Here is a 14,705-nt window from a genome sequence, read left to right as displayed (position 1 = left end):
AAATAGGCTAGTCAGCAAACGACAGAGCTGAGCAGAGTAAAGCTATCGAATCAGCGATTGCAGATAATCATCGCCCAGACCGACTTCACGACAATACTTGGCGTACCGATCGAGGCGCAAAAACACATCATCGTAGTCAGTCGCATTACCTTCTTCATCCAGATACACGAGCGGGCCATGAACGTGAAACAACGCGGTCATCTTGCCAGCTTCCGGATCAATATAAAGAGTATGGATGTGACCCGGTGGCTCATAAACAAAACTACCGGCACGTGCAACCCAGTCGTACTCGCGATAGCCCCACGCGCCATCAAGCGTCCAACCGGTTACTGGCGAAGCATGACGGTGGCGCTGAATAGTGCCCTGACCTTCAGCCTTCAGAATACTGATCCAACCACCATTCGAGACATCAAACAGGATCGGACGAACCTTGCCCAATTTACCTAGGGGATACCATTTGTTATCGTCAATCATGACGTCCGGCGAAAACATTTCCGGACGTGTAAAAGGTGATTCTGGAATATTAATTGGTTTGTTACTTTTAATATCACTCATCAGATACTCCCTGGTTTAACGAGTGGGCAACCACCCGCCGACATTGGACGCCAAGCCTGATCCGGGCCGAGCTTACGTTTGATCTTGTACAAATCCCACTCGCCTTTGCTCTCTTCCGGAGATTTGACTTCGAATAGATACACATCACTGACCACGCGGCCGTCAGCACGAATGCGCGCATTGGTCAGCACGTCATCACTGATCGGTAATTGTTTCATACGCTCAACTACGACACGGCCAGAACGTTTGGCTTCTGCAGCGCCCACATCGGCAACTGCTTTCAAATAATGTGTCACAGCGGAATAAGCGCCAGCCTGGCCCATGTTCGGCGGTATGCCTTTAGTATTAGGCGTTATACGTTTAGAGAAAGCACGCGACTTGTCGCTCAAATCCCAATAAAACGATTCCGTCAGGACCAGACCTTTGGTGACTGGCAAACCCAGTGCTTTAATATCTTGCAAATAAATGATCAACGCAGCCATCCGCTGACCACCTTTGGTCAGTCCAAATTCGTTTGCTTGCTTGAGGCAGTTGAGCAAGTCATTACCGGCCAACGCCAACGCCACAACTTTTGCGCCGGAAGCTTGTGCCTGCAACAGGGCGGACGCAAAATCGGTCGTACCAACTGGCACCGCGACTTCGCCCACCACTTTGCCGCCTTTAGCGATGACTACGGCAGCGGTATCGTCGCGTAAGGCTTTGCCAAATACATAGTCGGCACGGATGAAAAACCAACTTTCTCCAGCGCCCTTTTCGATCATTCCGTTACCCATGCTGGTCGCCAGCATCGCCGTATCGAAAGTCCAATGGGTCATATTCGGGGTGCAATTGACGCCGCTGAGAGAAGCGGAGCCGACGTTATTGGCAAGCATCACTTTGTCACGCTCACGCACTAAATTATTGACGGCTAAAGCGATTGCGGAATTATTAAACTCCATCAGTGCATCAACGCCCTGATCAAGCCACTGGCGCGCAATGGCAGCGCCAATATCAGGTTTATTCTGGTGATCCGCTGTAAGGATTTCGACATTCAAACCACGGCTTCCCGCGATTTCAGCAATCGCCTGACGCGCACAAGCGATTGAACCGACGCCACCAAGATAACTATAAGGACCAGATGCATCTTGCAACATGCCGATACGAATCAAAGGTTTAGACTGTGCTCTTGCGATCATTGGCGCTAAAGAAACTGCTGAAAGCGCTGATAGTCCAGCTATCACGGTACGACGATTCACCATCTTTAATCTCCCTGGTTTACCACCCTGTTCCGGTATCCAAACCGCATAATTTTCGAGCGATTCCTGATGCCTTACAGGCTGATATATACTTAATAGAATTGTTATCTACCCGATGGTATAGCATTTTTACTGACGTCGCAACTTTTTTGATAAGCGTTTGAATGATGATTATTCATGCTGTAAATCAGCCATAAATCACGTGCGCCAAGCCCACACTTAAGCACACGGAAGCGAGACCATTTCAGGCAAAACAGAGATATAAAATTGAGTGAAGCAAGGAAAGAAATACAGACAACGACTAGGGAAACATCACGTCGAAAAATTGAAACAAAAAAATCAGACCAACAAAAACAAATGGCCCCGCTCAAGCTGAGAAGGGCCATCGGATATGACATATTCCAAATAATTCTGAAACAAGCCAAAAAAGGTTTTAAATAAACCCACCAACTCAAGACTTACGCAAAATCGTCCCAGCAAGGCGTGCCAACGAAGACAGTACGATAGTACCGGCCACATTGGTGGCTAGGAAAGCACAACGCCGCTGGGGCGGTTTTTCGTAGGTCCGGCGTTAGAAGGAGTGGCGCATGCCGATAGCCGCTGCTCTGATGGTCGAACCGTAAGGTACGACGCCAGCAGTAGCAGAGGTGATCGTAGACACCAATGGACCGTTTGCAGTCGCGCTATTCTTAGTCTGACCATAGTTAGCGTACAAAACAGTGGTTTTCGAGAACGGATACTCATAAGTCAAACCGAGTACAGTACCGTGACCGTCTGGTGTGCCATTTTTATAGATGTAATCGATTCTGTCGATAGAAGGAATGAAAGTACCTGTACCGACCGGAATACGTGCGCCGATCCAGTATGAATGCTGACGACTCCAGGTATAGGCGTAAGCTGCCGCACCGGGCGCACCAACGGTCGCAGCCGGGCTCAAATTAGCAAAATTGCTTGGTCCGATGAATTGATAAGCGCCAAGAAATACCTTAGCAAAATCGAAGGTATAAGAACCACCGGCGATTTGCTCACTCACCCACTCAGGCTTAGCAGTTGCAAGAATACTATCTTGCGCCTGACGCAGACGGGTAGCCGACAAACTCAATGACAACGGACCATTGTCGTATGTCACGCTAGGGTTGATCAATTGGCCTGTATTGCGCGTATTTTCATCACCAGCTGCCAACATCAACTTAAATGTCAGACCGGAAGTTTTAAATGTTCCCAACAAAGAGTTGTTTACACGGGAAGTCGACTGCCATGTTCCACTAGTTGCGGTCGCACCAATAGTCGGATAGATAGCATGGTTGGTTGCCGTTGTCGCGTTACCAAAGTACAGACCATACGATGGATCGATCGCAGCAAAGATGACGTCGATCGGCGCATATTGACGACCTGCAGACAGAGTCCAGTTAGAACCAGCCAAACCAACCCATGATTGACGACCAAACAACACACCACCCTGCTGACTAGCACCGGTATCCGCACCAAAACCAGCCTCAAGCACGAAGTTAGCGCTCAGCCCGCCACCAAGATCTTCGGTACCACGGAAACCCAAACGACTCGCTGGACCAACGCCAGAATCTTCACGCAGGATATGCGCTGAATTTACACCGACTGAACCGCCCGGTTTTGTCGTGCCGCCGATTGTACTCACCGATACAATCGCTGCATCTACGTTACCGTAAATGGTCACGCTGGAATCGGCTTGTGCTACGCCGAAAGGTGCCAATATGGCGATTGCAGCAACTAATTTTTTCATTTGTGATGTCCCGTGATCATTTCGTTTTTATATTTAACAGTGCTATCTCTTGAAGACCACACTCAATTCGATGATTTCATACTCACTTATGAGCTTCTTGCGTAAACTAGCTAAAGCGGAAAAAAGAGGATCAACTTTGCCTAATGTGTAGTTTTTTTGAGCTAGGTTGGCACGCTTAATTTAATGCAGGAAACTGTTATTTCAATTAGCAGTTGAGCCCCAGTTTAATTATTTTTTTAATCACTTTTCCGTCCGATAAACTTGTCTCAGTTTGGATGCAGTTCAGTTGGGATCTTTTTGGGTGGTGTTAGTAAATAATGCTAATTCGACTTATTTCTGGCGATCCCGGCATTGATGCAAAATGCACCGTACCGGGCCCCAGACTCTCCATTCACTAATCACGTACAGGCGACGTGAAATCAGAAAAAATTTGTTGCGCTTCTACGAGCGTTGTTTTAAATCACACCAGTTGTCAACTACAGGCCGCTTTTAGCCAAACTTCTAGTCAACCTTACAGTCCCATATACGAGCGCTGGATATCAGGGTCTTGTAACAAGTCCTTACCACTCGCAATCTTGAGGATACGACCGTGCTCAATGATGCAACCGCGCTGACACATGCGTAGTGCATTGCCGACATTCTGCTCCACCAACAACACAGAAATCCCTTTTGTTGCCACCAGTTGGCTGACAATCTCAAAAACTTTATCAACCATGATCGGCGCAAGCCCGAGTGAAGGCTCATCCAACATCAGCAGTTTCGGCAATGCCATCATCGCGCGGGCGACTGCACACATCTGGCGTTCGCCACCGGAGAGGCGGCCAGCAAGTTGGGTGCGGCGTTCAGCCAGCAAAGGAAACAACGTCATGACCTCGTCCAGCGACTGCGCCATGCGCGCCCGCGCCTTTGGATGGTAAGCGCCAAGTTGTAGATTCTCCAGCACGCTCATGAAGGGAAACAAACGACCGCCTTCAGGCACCATGACCAGACCACGTTCCGCTGCTGCATGGGCGGGCAGGTTAGTGATATCTTGCCCATCAAACATAACCCGGCCGGAATGCGCTTTCAAATGACCGGTAATCGTGAGTAGCAAAGTCGTCTTGCCAGCGCCATTGGCACCAACGACAGAAACAAATTCACCCTGTCCGACATCCAGCGTCATGCCATGTAACACCGGCAGTTCCGAATATCCGGAACATAGCGCTTCGACCTGAAGAATAGCGTTGGTCATTGTTGATCTCCCAGATACGCTTTAATAACTTCGGGTGAACTGAGAATCTGCTCGGCGCTGCCTTCTGCGATCATCCGTCCGCGGTCTAATACCACCACCCGATCCGAGAACGCACGCACCACTTTCAGGTTGTGTTCGATGATCAAAAAAGTCAGTCCATTCGCATGCAAATCCTGCAGCAATTCGATGACTTGACCGACTTCACTTTGATTCAGACCTGCCATGACTTCATCGAGCAGCACCAGTTCCGGTTCAAGCGCCAGCGCTCGCGCCACTTCCAGTCTGCGTCGCTCACTCAGTGTCAGGTCGCCCGCGCGTCGCAATGCATGGCGCGCCAATCCGACGCGCTGCAACACTTCCATCGCTTTGTCGCGCGCAGTCGTCAACCGCGAATGCCGCATGAATGCGCCGATCATCACGTTTTCCAACGCACTCAACGTAATCAGTGGCTTGGCGATCTGAAAGGTACGGCCGATGCCACGTTGCGCACGGGCATGCGGGGCCAGACGGTTAATCGACTCACCGCGCAGGCATACTTCACCTTGACTGGGCGATAACTGACCGGAGAGCAAATTAAAGAAGGTCGTTTTACCGGCACCATTGGGACCGATAATGCTGATAATCTCGCCTTTTTTGACCGACAACGTGACGTTATCGACCGCCCGTAAGCCAAGAAATTGTTTGCTGACGCCAGAGACTGAGAGCAAGGCCGTTGCTGTATTCTGCGATTGTATTTGAGACATTGTTTGCGTCATTTTTTTGCCATCCACAGGTTTTGCAGCTTGCGCCACAAGTCACTCAATGCGCCAACCAGACCGCGCTTCATGAACAAGGCTGCCAACACCATCAAAAATCCCAGGATCGCCAGATTGATACCGGGAAGCGCGCTTGCCAGTTCAGCACGTAAAAAATTCTCGAACGGAATAATCAACGCCGCGCCCAGTAACGGGCCAGCAATGGTACCGATGCCGCCAATCAAGGTTATCAATGCAAATTTGACACCTACATCAGTCATCGTGAACAACGTCGGTGGATCGATATAGCGCAGGTACATTGCAAACAAAGTACCGCCAATCGAAGTCAGTCCAGCGCTCAATGCCATGCCGCGCAACTTGACGCTGAGCACGTTGATGCCAGCTGCACGTGCAGCGTCTTCATCCTCGCGCACCGCCAGCAGGTAATAACCAAGGCGACTACGACGCAACACCACGGTCACACCGATTACCACAGCGGCGAAGATAAACATCAGCAAACAGTACTGCCAGCGTTCGACAAAAATCATATTCGCAAAACCTGGCTTAAATGGGATCAAAATGCCACTTGGTCCATTGGTCAGTGAGTCGAAGTGATTAGCGATTACGAACGCGACCTCATTAAACGCCATGGTTGCGATGGCGAAAAATGGTCCACGCAAACGGAATGTCGGCCATGAAATCAGCACCGCGATGAGCGCCGCAAACACGGCCGCGGGAATCATGCTCAGCCACGGCGACACGTCAAATAGCGTGTAAAACCTTGCCGTGACATACGCGCCAATGCCGAAAAATACACCGTGACCGAGTGAGAATTGTCCCGCAAAACCGCCGATAATATTCCATGCCGCCGCCAGCCCACCCATTAAATAAGTGAACGCGATAATGTTGAGCCAGTAAGCATCATGCACCAACAATATAAACGGCAAGAATGCCACTGCCATGCCGCCCGCATATTTCAATAACGTTTGCCGTCTTGTATCGATCCCGCTTTCGCGGTGCAAAGCGCCGTAATGTTCCAACTCAGATTCTGCCTGAGGCTGCACATTAGGCTGCACCTGCGGTTGGACCAAAGGCACCTGTTTATCCAGCGTACTTGTTTCATTGTTGTTCACGGAATCCCACTTCTTCCGCGCCAACCTGACCGAAAAGGCCTGACGGACGCAAGATTAAAACGATAAGAAAAATGATGAACCAGATCGCACTTTTCAATGATGGATCGATGTAGTAGCCAGCAAACGCTTCAACGATACCAACGATCAGGCCGCCGATATACGCGCCCCAGACACTGCCCAACCCACCAAGAACCACCACAGCAAAAGCGGCAAGAATAAAATTGCTACCGACTGTTGGCGTGATCGAATAAATTGGTGTGAGTAGCACGCCAGCCAGGCCAGCGAGGCCAGCGCCGAGACCGAAGGTGTACAAGAAAGTACGTTCGACGTTGATCCCCATCACCCGTGCCGAGCGCTTGTCCTGCGTCACCGCCCGAATCGATTTACCCGCCATTGTGCGCGACAGAAAGAGATGCAAACCGATCGTAATGAGCGTGGTCGCTATAAAAGTCACCAGCCGGACGACGCTGATTTTCATATCACCGACCGTCAATACCGACGCGCCAACCTGACCGCCAATACTGACTGCCTCGCCTCGCGACACTGCCAGCATGATGTTCTGAAACATCATCAACAGACCGAAAGTGGCAAAAATTTGCATGTTCGACTCATTATGCAGCGGTTGAATCACCAGTCGCTGAATCGCCATTCCGATCAGGCCGACCAATGGTGCAACGATCAATGCGGCCAGGTAAGGGTTCAGACCCAGATAGGTGTACGCATAGTAACTGCCGTACATACCAAACATCACCAGTTCGCCTTGCGCAAAATTAACGATTCGCACCACGCCAAAAATCAGGTTCAATCCAATACTGACCAGGCCGTAAATGCCTCCCAGCAGAATGCCAAACACCAGCACATTTAAAATTTGATCCATTGCCTACTTTCCTTAAGTAGAATGCCGCCAATTAAAGCGTGGGCGGCATCCACGATAAACAATGCCTGATATTAGTTACGTGCCAGGGGTTTAAGTGTGGCGCCAGTTGGGGAGGCATTTTCTGGAAACACTGTCACCATCTTGCCGGCCTGCCACTGCGCTGTGACGGGAAGTGCGCGCACGTTTTGGAAATTTTTATCAAATTTGAGGCCATAACCGGTTGCGTACGTACCGTTCGGTTTATCCATTGCGGCAGCGGCGGCACGGACTTTTGCGACGTCCAGACTGTTAGCGGCGCGAATCGTATCGAACAGCATTTGCATACCGACATACGCAGTCATACTTTGCGATGCAATCGGGTCAGTTTTATATTTGGCGCGATATGCTGCAAGAAAACCTTTTGCACCAGGACCGTATTTTTCAGAAATATCGGTACGCGGATAGCTGACCACCAGCACGCCTTCAACAGATCCTGCGCCTAACGATTGCAAAGTCTCCGGGGTGTCACCCACGCCAACCAACATAATCGCGCCAGGCTTAAAGCCTTGATCACGTGCTGTACGCAACAATAAATTGCCATCCGGCACGTAACCTGTCTGGATCAGCACGTCTGGATTGGCTTGCTTGGCACGCAGGACCGTGTCGTTCAAGTCAATTGAACGCATTGAATGTGCGCCAACGCCGACGACCTTTGCGCCGAGGGCTTCCAATAAACGTTTCTGGGTCTGGGCAATCGACGTACCGTAGAGCGAGTCTTCATGCTCGATCCAGATCTTGACGTCTTTCAGGTTCTTTTTAAGTGCAGGCGCTATCAATTCGCGCACAGCGGTCACCGACAGGAGTGCAAAATCGCCGCCATTAGGACTCATACGGATATAGTTTGGCAGGCCACGATCGGTTAGATTTTGTGCCAGTGCGCCGGTTTCCCAATACAGCTTGTTATAGCGTGATGCTGCATCGCTGGCCGCGTTGGAGACAGGGCTGGTGTAGGTGCCGACAAATAGGTCGACCTTATCTTTAGCGACCAATTGCTCAACGGTCGCAATGCCTTGTTGTGGTGTGGAAGCATCACCGCGCACGATATCGATCTTGCGTCCGAGAACACCACCGGCGGCGTTGGCCTGATCCACGGCGAGCTCATAACCGCGGGTAACCTCAACACCGTACAGTGCGAGTGGACCACTGAAAGGATTGATCGCACCAATTTTAATGGGATCTGCGGCCATTGCCAACTGTGGCAACAAGGTCGCGCCAACCAATAACGCGATACCAACAACCGGCTTTAATACAGATTTAAATGCACTCATACTTGTCTCCTGGTGAAAATGAATTATTTTTTTATACGATGTAAAGTCCACGCCGTCTTTCAGCAAACGCTTCAGGCAAGCAGGATAGCGACTACGTCAAACTAGTTACCCTATTGAGAACGTAACCAATTCTTGGAAAATGTACGTGCACAAATCCTGCACGTACGTCATGGCGGCGTAAGGTGAAATGGGACCGCGTCGCCGCGACCAGTTCGCCCTCCGTCGCTTCTGGCCCGAAACTCTCTGCCGTGATTGACACGCGGCTGCCAAGCGGAATACCATGCTCGTCTTGAAAAACGTTGTCGGGTAAATGGCTACGACCCTGACCAATCGGCAGTGGCTCAGCGTTAGCGGCAATGGCAACCGCATCGGAAGAATCAATCTGCTGGATCTGTCCATGACCAAAAGCCTGCATACGCTCCATCCAGGAAAGTATTGCTGGCACGCTACGCAGCATTTCCTCTACCACTGGGGTGAATTGGCGACTAAACCACAATGAGTGATATACCGAAAAATCGGCGATGCATGGCGCCTGGCCTAGCAAATAGGGTTGGCCGCTTAGCATATCCGATACACGCTCCAGATAGTCTTTGCAGGCCGCGGCGGCATCGGGGCCGCGCAGTCTGAGCATCGGGCCTTTCATCGTTTCCCGGTCCAGGCTAAACAAGCTGGCCGTATCGGGTGGTGCGCCAGCAAACATATGTGCGGTATTTCTTGGTGGTGCCAGAACGCTCCAGAACAGCGTGGTATCTGCCCACTGCGCCAAAGTGCGCGCCACACCGTTGCCATGTGAAGGATATAAGGCCGGACTCGGTTGCACTTGCTCTAGCACTTCACAGATCAGCGCACTGTCACAATAAATATCAGCACCGATTTGCAGGAAAGGTGTTTTACGATAACCGCCGGTCAGCGCGACGACATCAGGTTTAGGCATGACGCCCGGAACAATGACCGACTTCCAGGCAAGTTTTTTATAACCTAATGCCAGGCGAATTTTCTCTGAAAATGGAGATATTAAAAAGTGATGCAGAATCAGGTCAGCCATGGTTTAACTCCCTTGGATTTGGTAATCCATTTAACTACAACTATAAAACGACAAGGCGTCAGGCTTGCCAACCATTCAGTGCATTCCGAGATAGGCGGCCCGCACATTTGGGTCATGCATCAGATCAGCGCCCTTACCGGATTGTGTGATGCTGCCGTTTTCCAGGACATATGCGTAATCGGCAATCCCAAGCGCCTGATTCGCCATTTGCTCGACGAGAAAAATCGTTAATCCTTCTTCTCGTAAAGCGCATATCGTCGCAAAAATTTCCTGAATCATGAGCGGTGCCAAGCCGAGCGAGGGCTCATCGAGCAACAGCAGTTTTGGCTCACTCATCAAAGCTCGGGTGATCGCCAGCATTTGCTGTTCGCCGCCGGAGAGCGTGCCCGCAGGCTGGTGTTGGCGGCTTCCAAGAATCGGAAATCGTTCGTACGCACGCAGGATGTCGCGCTCGATAGCAACCGGATCGCGGCGTCTCAGATACGCTCCCAGTATCAGATTGTCGCGTACGCTCTGATCGGGAAAAATGCCACGGCCTTCCGGCGACAATGCAATTCCCAAGCCTGCACGGCGATGAGATGGCAAGCGCGTAATATCCCGTGCCATGCCGCCATCCATAAAGCGGATTGAACCGCTGGTCGGGATCTCCCACCCCGCGATACTTTTTAGCAAAGAACTTTTACCTGCACCGTTAGCACCAATAATTGCGACCACCGCGCCTGCTGGTACTTCCAGCGAAATTTTGCGCAGCGCTGAAATCGGCCCGTAAGAAACATCAATTTCGTCAAGTATTAGCATGTCACTTCCTCGGCTTTAGCAGTGAGCGCGGTCGCATCAACTGGCGCGCCCAGATACGATGCGATGACCCGTGCGTCAGCGCGTACTGCAGCTGGCAAGCCTTCGGCAATTTTGCTACCGTGATCAAGCACAATGACGTGATCGGAAATTTTCATCACCAGATCCATGTGATGTTCAACCATGACGATGCTGATTCCAAGTTTGGCGATACTGACAATCAGATCCCCTAGTTCAGCACATTCCTGAGGATTTAACCCGGCGGCGGGTTCGTCAAGCAAGAGCAATAGCGGTTCGGTTGCGAGGGCACGCGCCAATTCCACACGACGTTGCAGGCCATAAGCAAGACTACCGGCGGGCCGCAACGCCAATGACGTCAGACCAAAAAAATCCAGCACTGACGCGGTATGTTCGCGGGCTTGATGCTCCTCAGCGCGAGAGGACGGCAGTCCCAACAAGGCACTGAAGAAACCGTTTTGCATGCGACAATGACGGCCAATAAGGATATTTTCCTGGACCGACAGCGCGCCAAACAAACGCAGGTTTTGGAACGTGCGCGCAATGCCCTGCCGACAAATAGCATGGCTGCTAAGCTGACCGATATCTTTGCCAAGAAACGCGATTCTTCCCGAACTGGCTGGAATGACGCCGCTAAGCATGTTAATCGTGGTGGTTTTGCCAGCGCCGTTAGGACCAATCAGCGCATGAATTTTTCCTGACCGCAGAGAAAACGATACATCCTGAACCGGATGAATGCCACCGAATGATTTGGCAAGATGGTGAACCTCCAGCAGTTCAGGCTTCGTTCCGCCCGCGTGTATTGCAGGAATCTCTTTTGCCAGTACGGACAGTGCTGCGCGAGCGCCGCTCAATTCTGGCGACACTTCCGGCGCGGATGAGCGCGAGCGCACTAAGCGCGCACTTACCTTTTTGAGCAAACCAGCGACACCTTCCGGCATCACATACAGTGCAAACAGCAACAGCGCGCCATAGCCGAAATGCTGCACCGATGGCCAGCGAGCCAGATAAGCATCAATCAGCGTCAAAGTTATCGCGCCAATCAACGGTCCATACAGAGAACCGGCTCCGCCGAACAACACTAGCAATAAGATAAAAATCGACAGATTAAAACTGATGTAGTCGGAGTTAATATACTGGCCATGTTGGGCCACCAATCCACCGGCTACCCCGCAGCACACCCCAGCTATGACAAACGCCAACACCTTGTAACGATACACATTAACGCCCGCACAAGCGGCGGCAATTTCATCAGCCTGAATCGCCAGCCAGGCTCTGCCAAAGCGTCCAGTTAACAGATTACGCAATAGTAAATACGTAATCACCCCAAACACCACCACCAGCCATACCCACTGCAAACCTGACAATGGCGCGCCCGACAACGTCAGCGGCTTGACGCCGTAAATGCCTTGCGCACCGCCAAAAACTTCGGTCCATCCGGCAACCAGCTTCTCTACCACGATGCCAAAAGCCAGTGTCACCATCGCCAGGTAAGGACCACGCACGCGCAGCGAAGGCCATGCGATTAACGCACCGCATAAGCCGGACAACACTGCGGCACCCAACAGTGCGCATACAGGACTCCAGTCGAAACGTGTACTCAAGATCGCTGCGCCATAAGCGCCAGCCGCAAACAATCCAGCCTGTCCTAGCGATTTTTGTCCCGCAAATCCAACCAGCACATTCATTCCTGCGGCGCAGAGAAAATACACGCCCATCATAAACAGCAGGCCCAACTGATAATCGTTGTCAGCCAACAAGCTAACGATAACAATCGCACCGACAACGGCAATGAGACCTAGCATCCCTTTGCGATCCATTTTGTGATGCGCGCGCATCAGACTTTTTCCACCGGACGCAGACCCATCAGACCGTAAGGACGACATGCCAATACCACGATCACTAGTAGGAATACCACCACCTCACGCCATTGCGCCTGCCACAAATTGACCATCGATTCCACTACTCCCAGCGCGAAGCCACCCAGCACGCAGCCGCGTGGGTTCGACAATCCGCCGATGATGGCAGCTGAAAAACCTTTGAGTGCAATGGCCAGACCGATAAATAGCGAAGCTGAGGTAATCGGCGCGATAAGGAATCCACCCAATCCGGCGAGACCGGAACTAAGCACGTAAGCGCCGATCATCATCGCCGATGCATTGATACCCATGGCCCCGGCGACGCGCGGATCATGCGCCACAGCACGCATCGCCTTACCCGTCATGGTGCTACGCATTACCCAATCGAATACCAGCATGATGCCGATACTCACGCCGAGCGTGAGTATTTCCTGCGGACGCACACCGATACCGAACAAGTGCAGTACCTTGTCGCCCACCGGAGATGGAACAAATACTTGTGATGGTCCCCACAACGCGAGACCGCCGCTGGTCAGGATGATGCCGAAGCCGATGGTACTCATGACCCACGACATTCCGCCCTTGCCAGCAAACGGCCGTACCGCCAACAGATACAATAACAAGCCAGTACCACCGACGATGACCATCACTGCGATCGCCGCGAGAACCTGATGCCAGACGACGAGCGGGACGTCGGACAATGAGGCATTCATCGGTTTTCCGGTCAGAAACCAGAGCGCCGATAAACCGATAAAAGCGCCAAAGGAAATAAAATCGCCCTGAGCAAAGTTCAGCGTTTTGGTCGTGGTAAAGGTGATGCTGAAGCTCAATGCGAACAACGCATAAGCTCCGCCGACCGCAAGACCGCTGATAATCGCTTGAATCACTGTGATCAGCATGGCGAAATAAACCTTTCAGGAAAGTTAGCGTTGACGTCGATCTTATTTTTTATAATCGACAGCCATCAATGACTTGATCACTGGATCGGAGTAAGCCACTAATTTTCCGTCTTGCCATTTCACCCAGCGATAGTCCGAGGAGCTGAGCGCTTCGCGATTGGTTGCCGAGAATGGTTTGGCATAGGTCTTCATCACGCCATCGACATTGTTCTGCAAATTTTCCAGTGCGTTGCGCACCTTTGCACCGTCAGTACTATTGGCTTGCTTGATCGCCGCCGATAGCAGCAGAACCGCATCATAGGCATGACCGGCGATACCGAACGGGCTCGACGGCATCTTTGGCGCAATACGCTCAAACAGTTTTTGTTGGCGTGGGGTGCGGTCATCGGTCAGCGTTTGTAGGAAAGTTGGACGCATTGCGGCGCCGCCAGCTATCTCGTTAAAGGAAGGTTGCTGGATGCCCCACGACATCAGCGTCGTTGGCGTATAACCTATCTTTTCCATGCTACGCATCAGTTGGGCGGAAGGAACAGCCTGCGCCCACACGATCAAGGTGTCGACTCCCGCGGCTTTGCATTTATTTAATTGCGACGTCATGTCGGTATCCGCCACAGCAAATTTTTCGCTGCAACCGGGTACGATTTGATGTAACTGTCCGACCTCTTCAATATCCTTCAAGCCGCCCTGACCGAAACCCGTGGTCTCGACCATGTAGCCGATCTTTTTACTCGTCGGATTTTTGCTGGCGTAGGCCATTAGTGCTGCGATGGAATCACGGTCAACCATGGAGACGCGAAACATATAGTTATCCACCCCTTTGCTCATCGGAAAGGTAATCGCAGTCGCTGATCCAATCGCGCCAATAACGGGAATTTTCTTTTGATTGGCAATATGCTTCCAGGCCAACGCATTGCCTGAATTGGTCGGCCCGATCACGGCGACGACCTTCTCGGCGTCGATCAGTTCGGACATGTTTTGCATCGACTTTTGTGGCTGCGAAAGATCATCCCGCGTGACCAGACTCAGCTTGCGCCCTAAAACACCACCACTGGCATTGATGTCTTCGATTGCAGCTTGAATACCGAATACCGCGGCCTTCCCGCTAAGTGCCGATGGCGATGCCGACAGATCGCCGTTAAAACCGATCTTAATGTCCTCGGCATGCACCGCTACAGTGTTTGCCGCGAACAATGCTGCCAGCGCCAATCCCTGTCGAATTTTTTTCTGTGTAATTGTCATATTGTGTCCCCTCCGGTTG

Annotated in this window: 13 protein-coding genes; all 13 read right to left on the bottom strand. The window is 51.5% G+C overall.

Features of this window, described 5'->3' with window-relative positions:
* Window positions 1-42: 42 nt before the first annotated feature.
* A complete protein-coding gene (locus tag QN379_RS02605; RefSeq protein ID WP_322232918.1) occupies window positions 43-555 on the bottom strand; it encodes a 2,4'-dihydroxyacetophenone dioxygenase family protein in 513 nt (170 codons plus the stop codon).
* A complete protein-coding gene (locus QN379_RS02600) occupies window positions 555-1,793 on the bottom strand; it encodes an ABC transporter substrate-binding protein (RefSeq protein ID WP_323505916.1) in 1,239 nt (412 codons plus the stop codon). Before QN379_RS02600 ends, QN379_RS02605 begins: the two co-directional genes overlap by 1 nt.
* Before the next feature lie 568 nt (window positions 1,794-2,361).
* The gene (locus QN379_RS02595) at window positions 2,362-3,549 is read right to left on the bottom strand and encodes a porin (RefSeq protein WP_322232921.1); all 1,188 of its coding nucleotides are present in this window, start codon (window positions 3,547-3,549) and stop codon (window positions 2,362-2,364) included.
* A 511-nt stretch (window positions 3,550-4,060) separates the two neighbouring features.
* Window positions 4,061-4,780 (bottom strand): ABC transporter ATP-binding protein, encoded by a 720-nt coding sequence (locus QN379_RS02590; protein ID WP_322232924.1) that lies wholly within the window; start codon window positions 4,778-4,780, stop codon window positions 4,061-4,063.
* Window positions 4,777-5,523 (bottom strand): ABC transporter ATP-binding protein, encoded by a 747-nt coding sequence (locus QN379_RS02585; protein WP_322232927.1) that lies wholly within the window; start codon window positions 5,521-5,523, stop codon window positions 4,777-4,779. Before QN379_RS02585 ends, QN379_RS02590 begins: the two co-directional genes overlap by 4 nt.
* Window positions 5,524-5,531: 8 nt before the next feature.
* Complete coding sequence (locus QN379_RS02580) at window positions 5,532-6,647, bottom strand: branched-chain amino acid ABC transporter permease (RefSeq protein ID WP_322232929.1); 1,116 nt, start codon at window positions 6,645-6,647, stop codon at window positions 5,532-5,534.
* A complete protein-coding gene (locus tag QN379_RS02575; protein WP_322232931.1) occupies window positions 6,634-7,524 on the bottom strand; it encodes a branched-chain amino acid ABC transporter permease in 891 nt (296 codons plus the stop codon). The genes QN379_RS02580 and QN379_RS02575 overlap by 14 nt, the downstream gene beginning before the upstream one ends.
* 71 nt (window positions 7,525-7,595) lie before the next feature.
* On the bottom strand, window positions 7,596-8,831 hold the full coding sequence (locus QN379_RS02570; protein ID WP_322232933.1) for an ABC transporter substrate-binding protein: 1,236 nt from the start codon (window positions 8,829-8,831) through the stop codon (window positions 7,596-7,598).
* A 91-nt stretch (window positions 8,832-8,922) separates the two neighbouring features.
* Window positions 8,923-9,876 (bottom strand): glutathione S-transferase family protein, encoded by a 954-nt coding sequence (locus tag QN379_RS02565; protein ID WP_323505915.1) that lies wholly within the window; start codon window positions 9,874-9,876, stop codon window positions 8,923-8,925.
* 75 nt (window positions 9,877-9,951) lie between these two features.
* Window positions 9,952-10,674, bottom strand: coding sequence for an ABC transporter ATP-binding protein (locus QN379_RS02560; protein WP_323505914.1), 723 nt, complete (start codon window positions 10,672-10,674; stop codon window positions 9,952-9,954).
* Window positions 10,668-12,575, bottom strand: coding sequence for a branched-chain amino acid ABC transporter ATP-binding protein/permease (locus QN379_RS02555; protein WP_323505913.1), 1,908 nt, complete (start codon window positions 12,573-12,575; stop codon window positions 10,668-10,670). Before QN379_RS02555 ends, QN379_RS02560 begins: the two co-directional genes overlap by 7 nt.
* Window positions 12,527-13,447 (bottom strand): branched-chain amino acid ABC transporter permease, encoded by a 921-nt coding sequence (locus QN379_RS02550; protein WP_322232942.1) that lies wholly within the window; start codon window positions 13,445-13,447, stop codon window positions 12,527-12,529. The genes QN379_RS02555 and QN379_RS02550 overlap by 49 nt, the downstream gene beginning before the upstream one ends.
* A gap of 42 nt (window positions 13,448-13,489) precedes the next feature.
* Entirely contained in the window at window positions 13,490-14,686 is a 1,197-nt protein-coding gene (locus QN379_RS02545) for an ABC transporter substrate-binding protein (RefSeq protein WP_323505912.1), read from the bottom strand.
* Window positions 14,687-14,705: the final 19 nt, after the last annotated feature.

The organism is Glaciimonas sp. Gout2, from assembly GCF_035018905.1.
Lineage (GTDB): Bacteria > Pseudomonadota > Gammaproteobacteria > Burkholderiales > Burkholderiaceae_D > Glaciimonas.
Note: the sequence above shows the minus strand (reverse complement) of the source record. Positions and strands in the feature narration are given on the sequence as shown.

Coding starts and splice junctions, on each gene's coding strand:
- QN379_RS02555 (WP_323505913.1), bottom strand. CDS start 12,575: ATGTCGTCCTTACGGTCTGATGGGTCTGCGTCCGGTGGAAAAAGTCTG.
- QN379_RS02550 (WP_322232942.1), bottom strand. CDS start 13,447: ATGCTGATCACAGTGATTCAAGCGATTATCAGCGGTCTTGCGGTCGGC.
- QN379_RS02585 (WP_322232927.1), bottom strand. CDS start 5,523: ATGTCTCAAATACAATCGCAGAATACAGCAACGGCCTTGCTCTCAGTC.
- QN379_RS02600 (WP_323505916.1), bottom strand. CDS start 1,793: ATGGTGAATCGTCGTACCGTGATAGCTGGACTATCAGCGCTTTCAGCA.
- QN379_RS02560 (WP_323505914.1), bottom strand. CDS start 10,674: ATGCTAATACTTGACGAAATTGATGTTTCTTACGGGCCGATTTCAGCG.
- QN379_RS02545 (WP_323505912.1), bottom strand. CDS start 14,686: ATGACAATTACACAGAAAAAAATTCGACAGGGATTGGCGCTGGCAGCA.
- QN379_RS02570 (WP_322232933.1), bottom strand. CDS start 8,831: ATGAGTGCATTTAAATCTGTATTAAAGCCGGTTGTTGGTATCGCGTTA.
- QN379_RS02595 (WP_322232921.1), bottom strand. CDS start 3,549: ATGAAAAAATTAGTTGCTGCAATCGCCATATTGGCACCTTTCGGCGTA.
- QN379_RS02575 (WP_322232931.1), bottom strand. CDS start 7,524: ATGGATCAAATTTTAAATGTGCTGGTGTTTGGCATTCTGCTGGGAGGC.
- QN379_RS02565 (WP_323505915.1), bottom strand. CDS start 9,876: ATGGCTGACCTGATTCTGCATCACTTTTTAATATCTCCATTTTCAGAG.
- QN379_RS02605 (WP_322232918.1), bottom strand. CDS start 555: ATGAGTGATATTAAAAGTAACAAACCAATTAATATTCCAGAATCACCT.
- QN379_RS02590 (WP_322232924.1), bottom strand. CDS start 4,780: ATGACCAACGCTATTCTTCAGGTCGAAGCGCTATGTTCCGGATATTCG.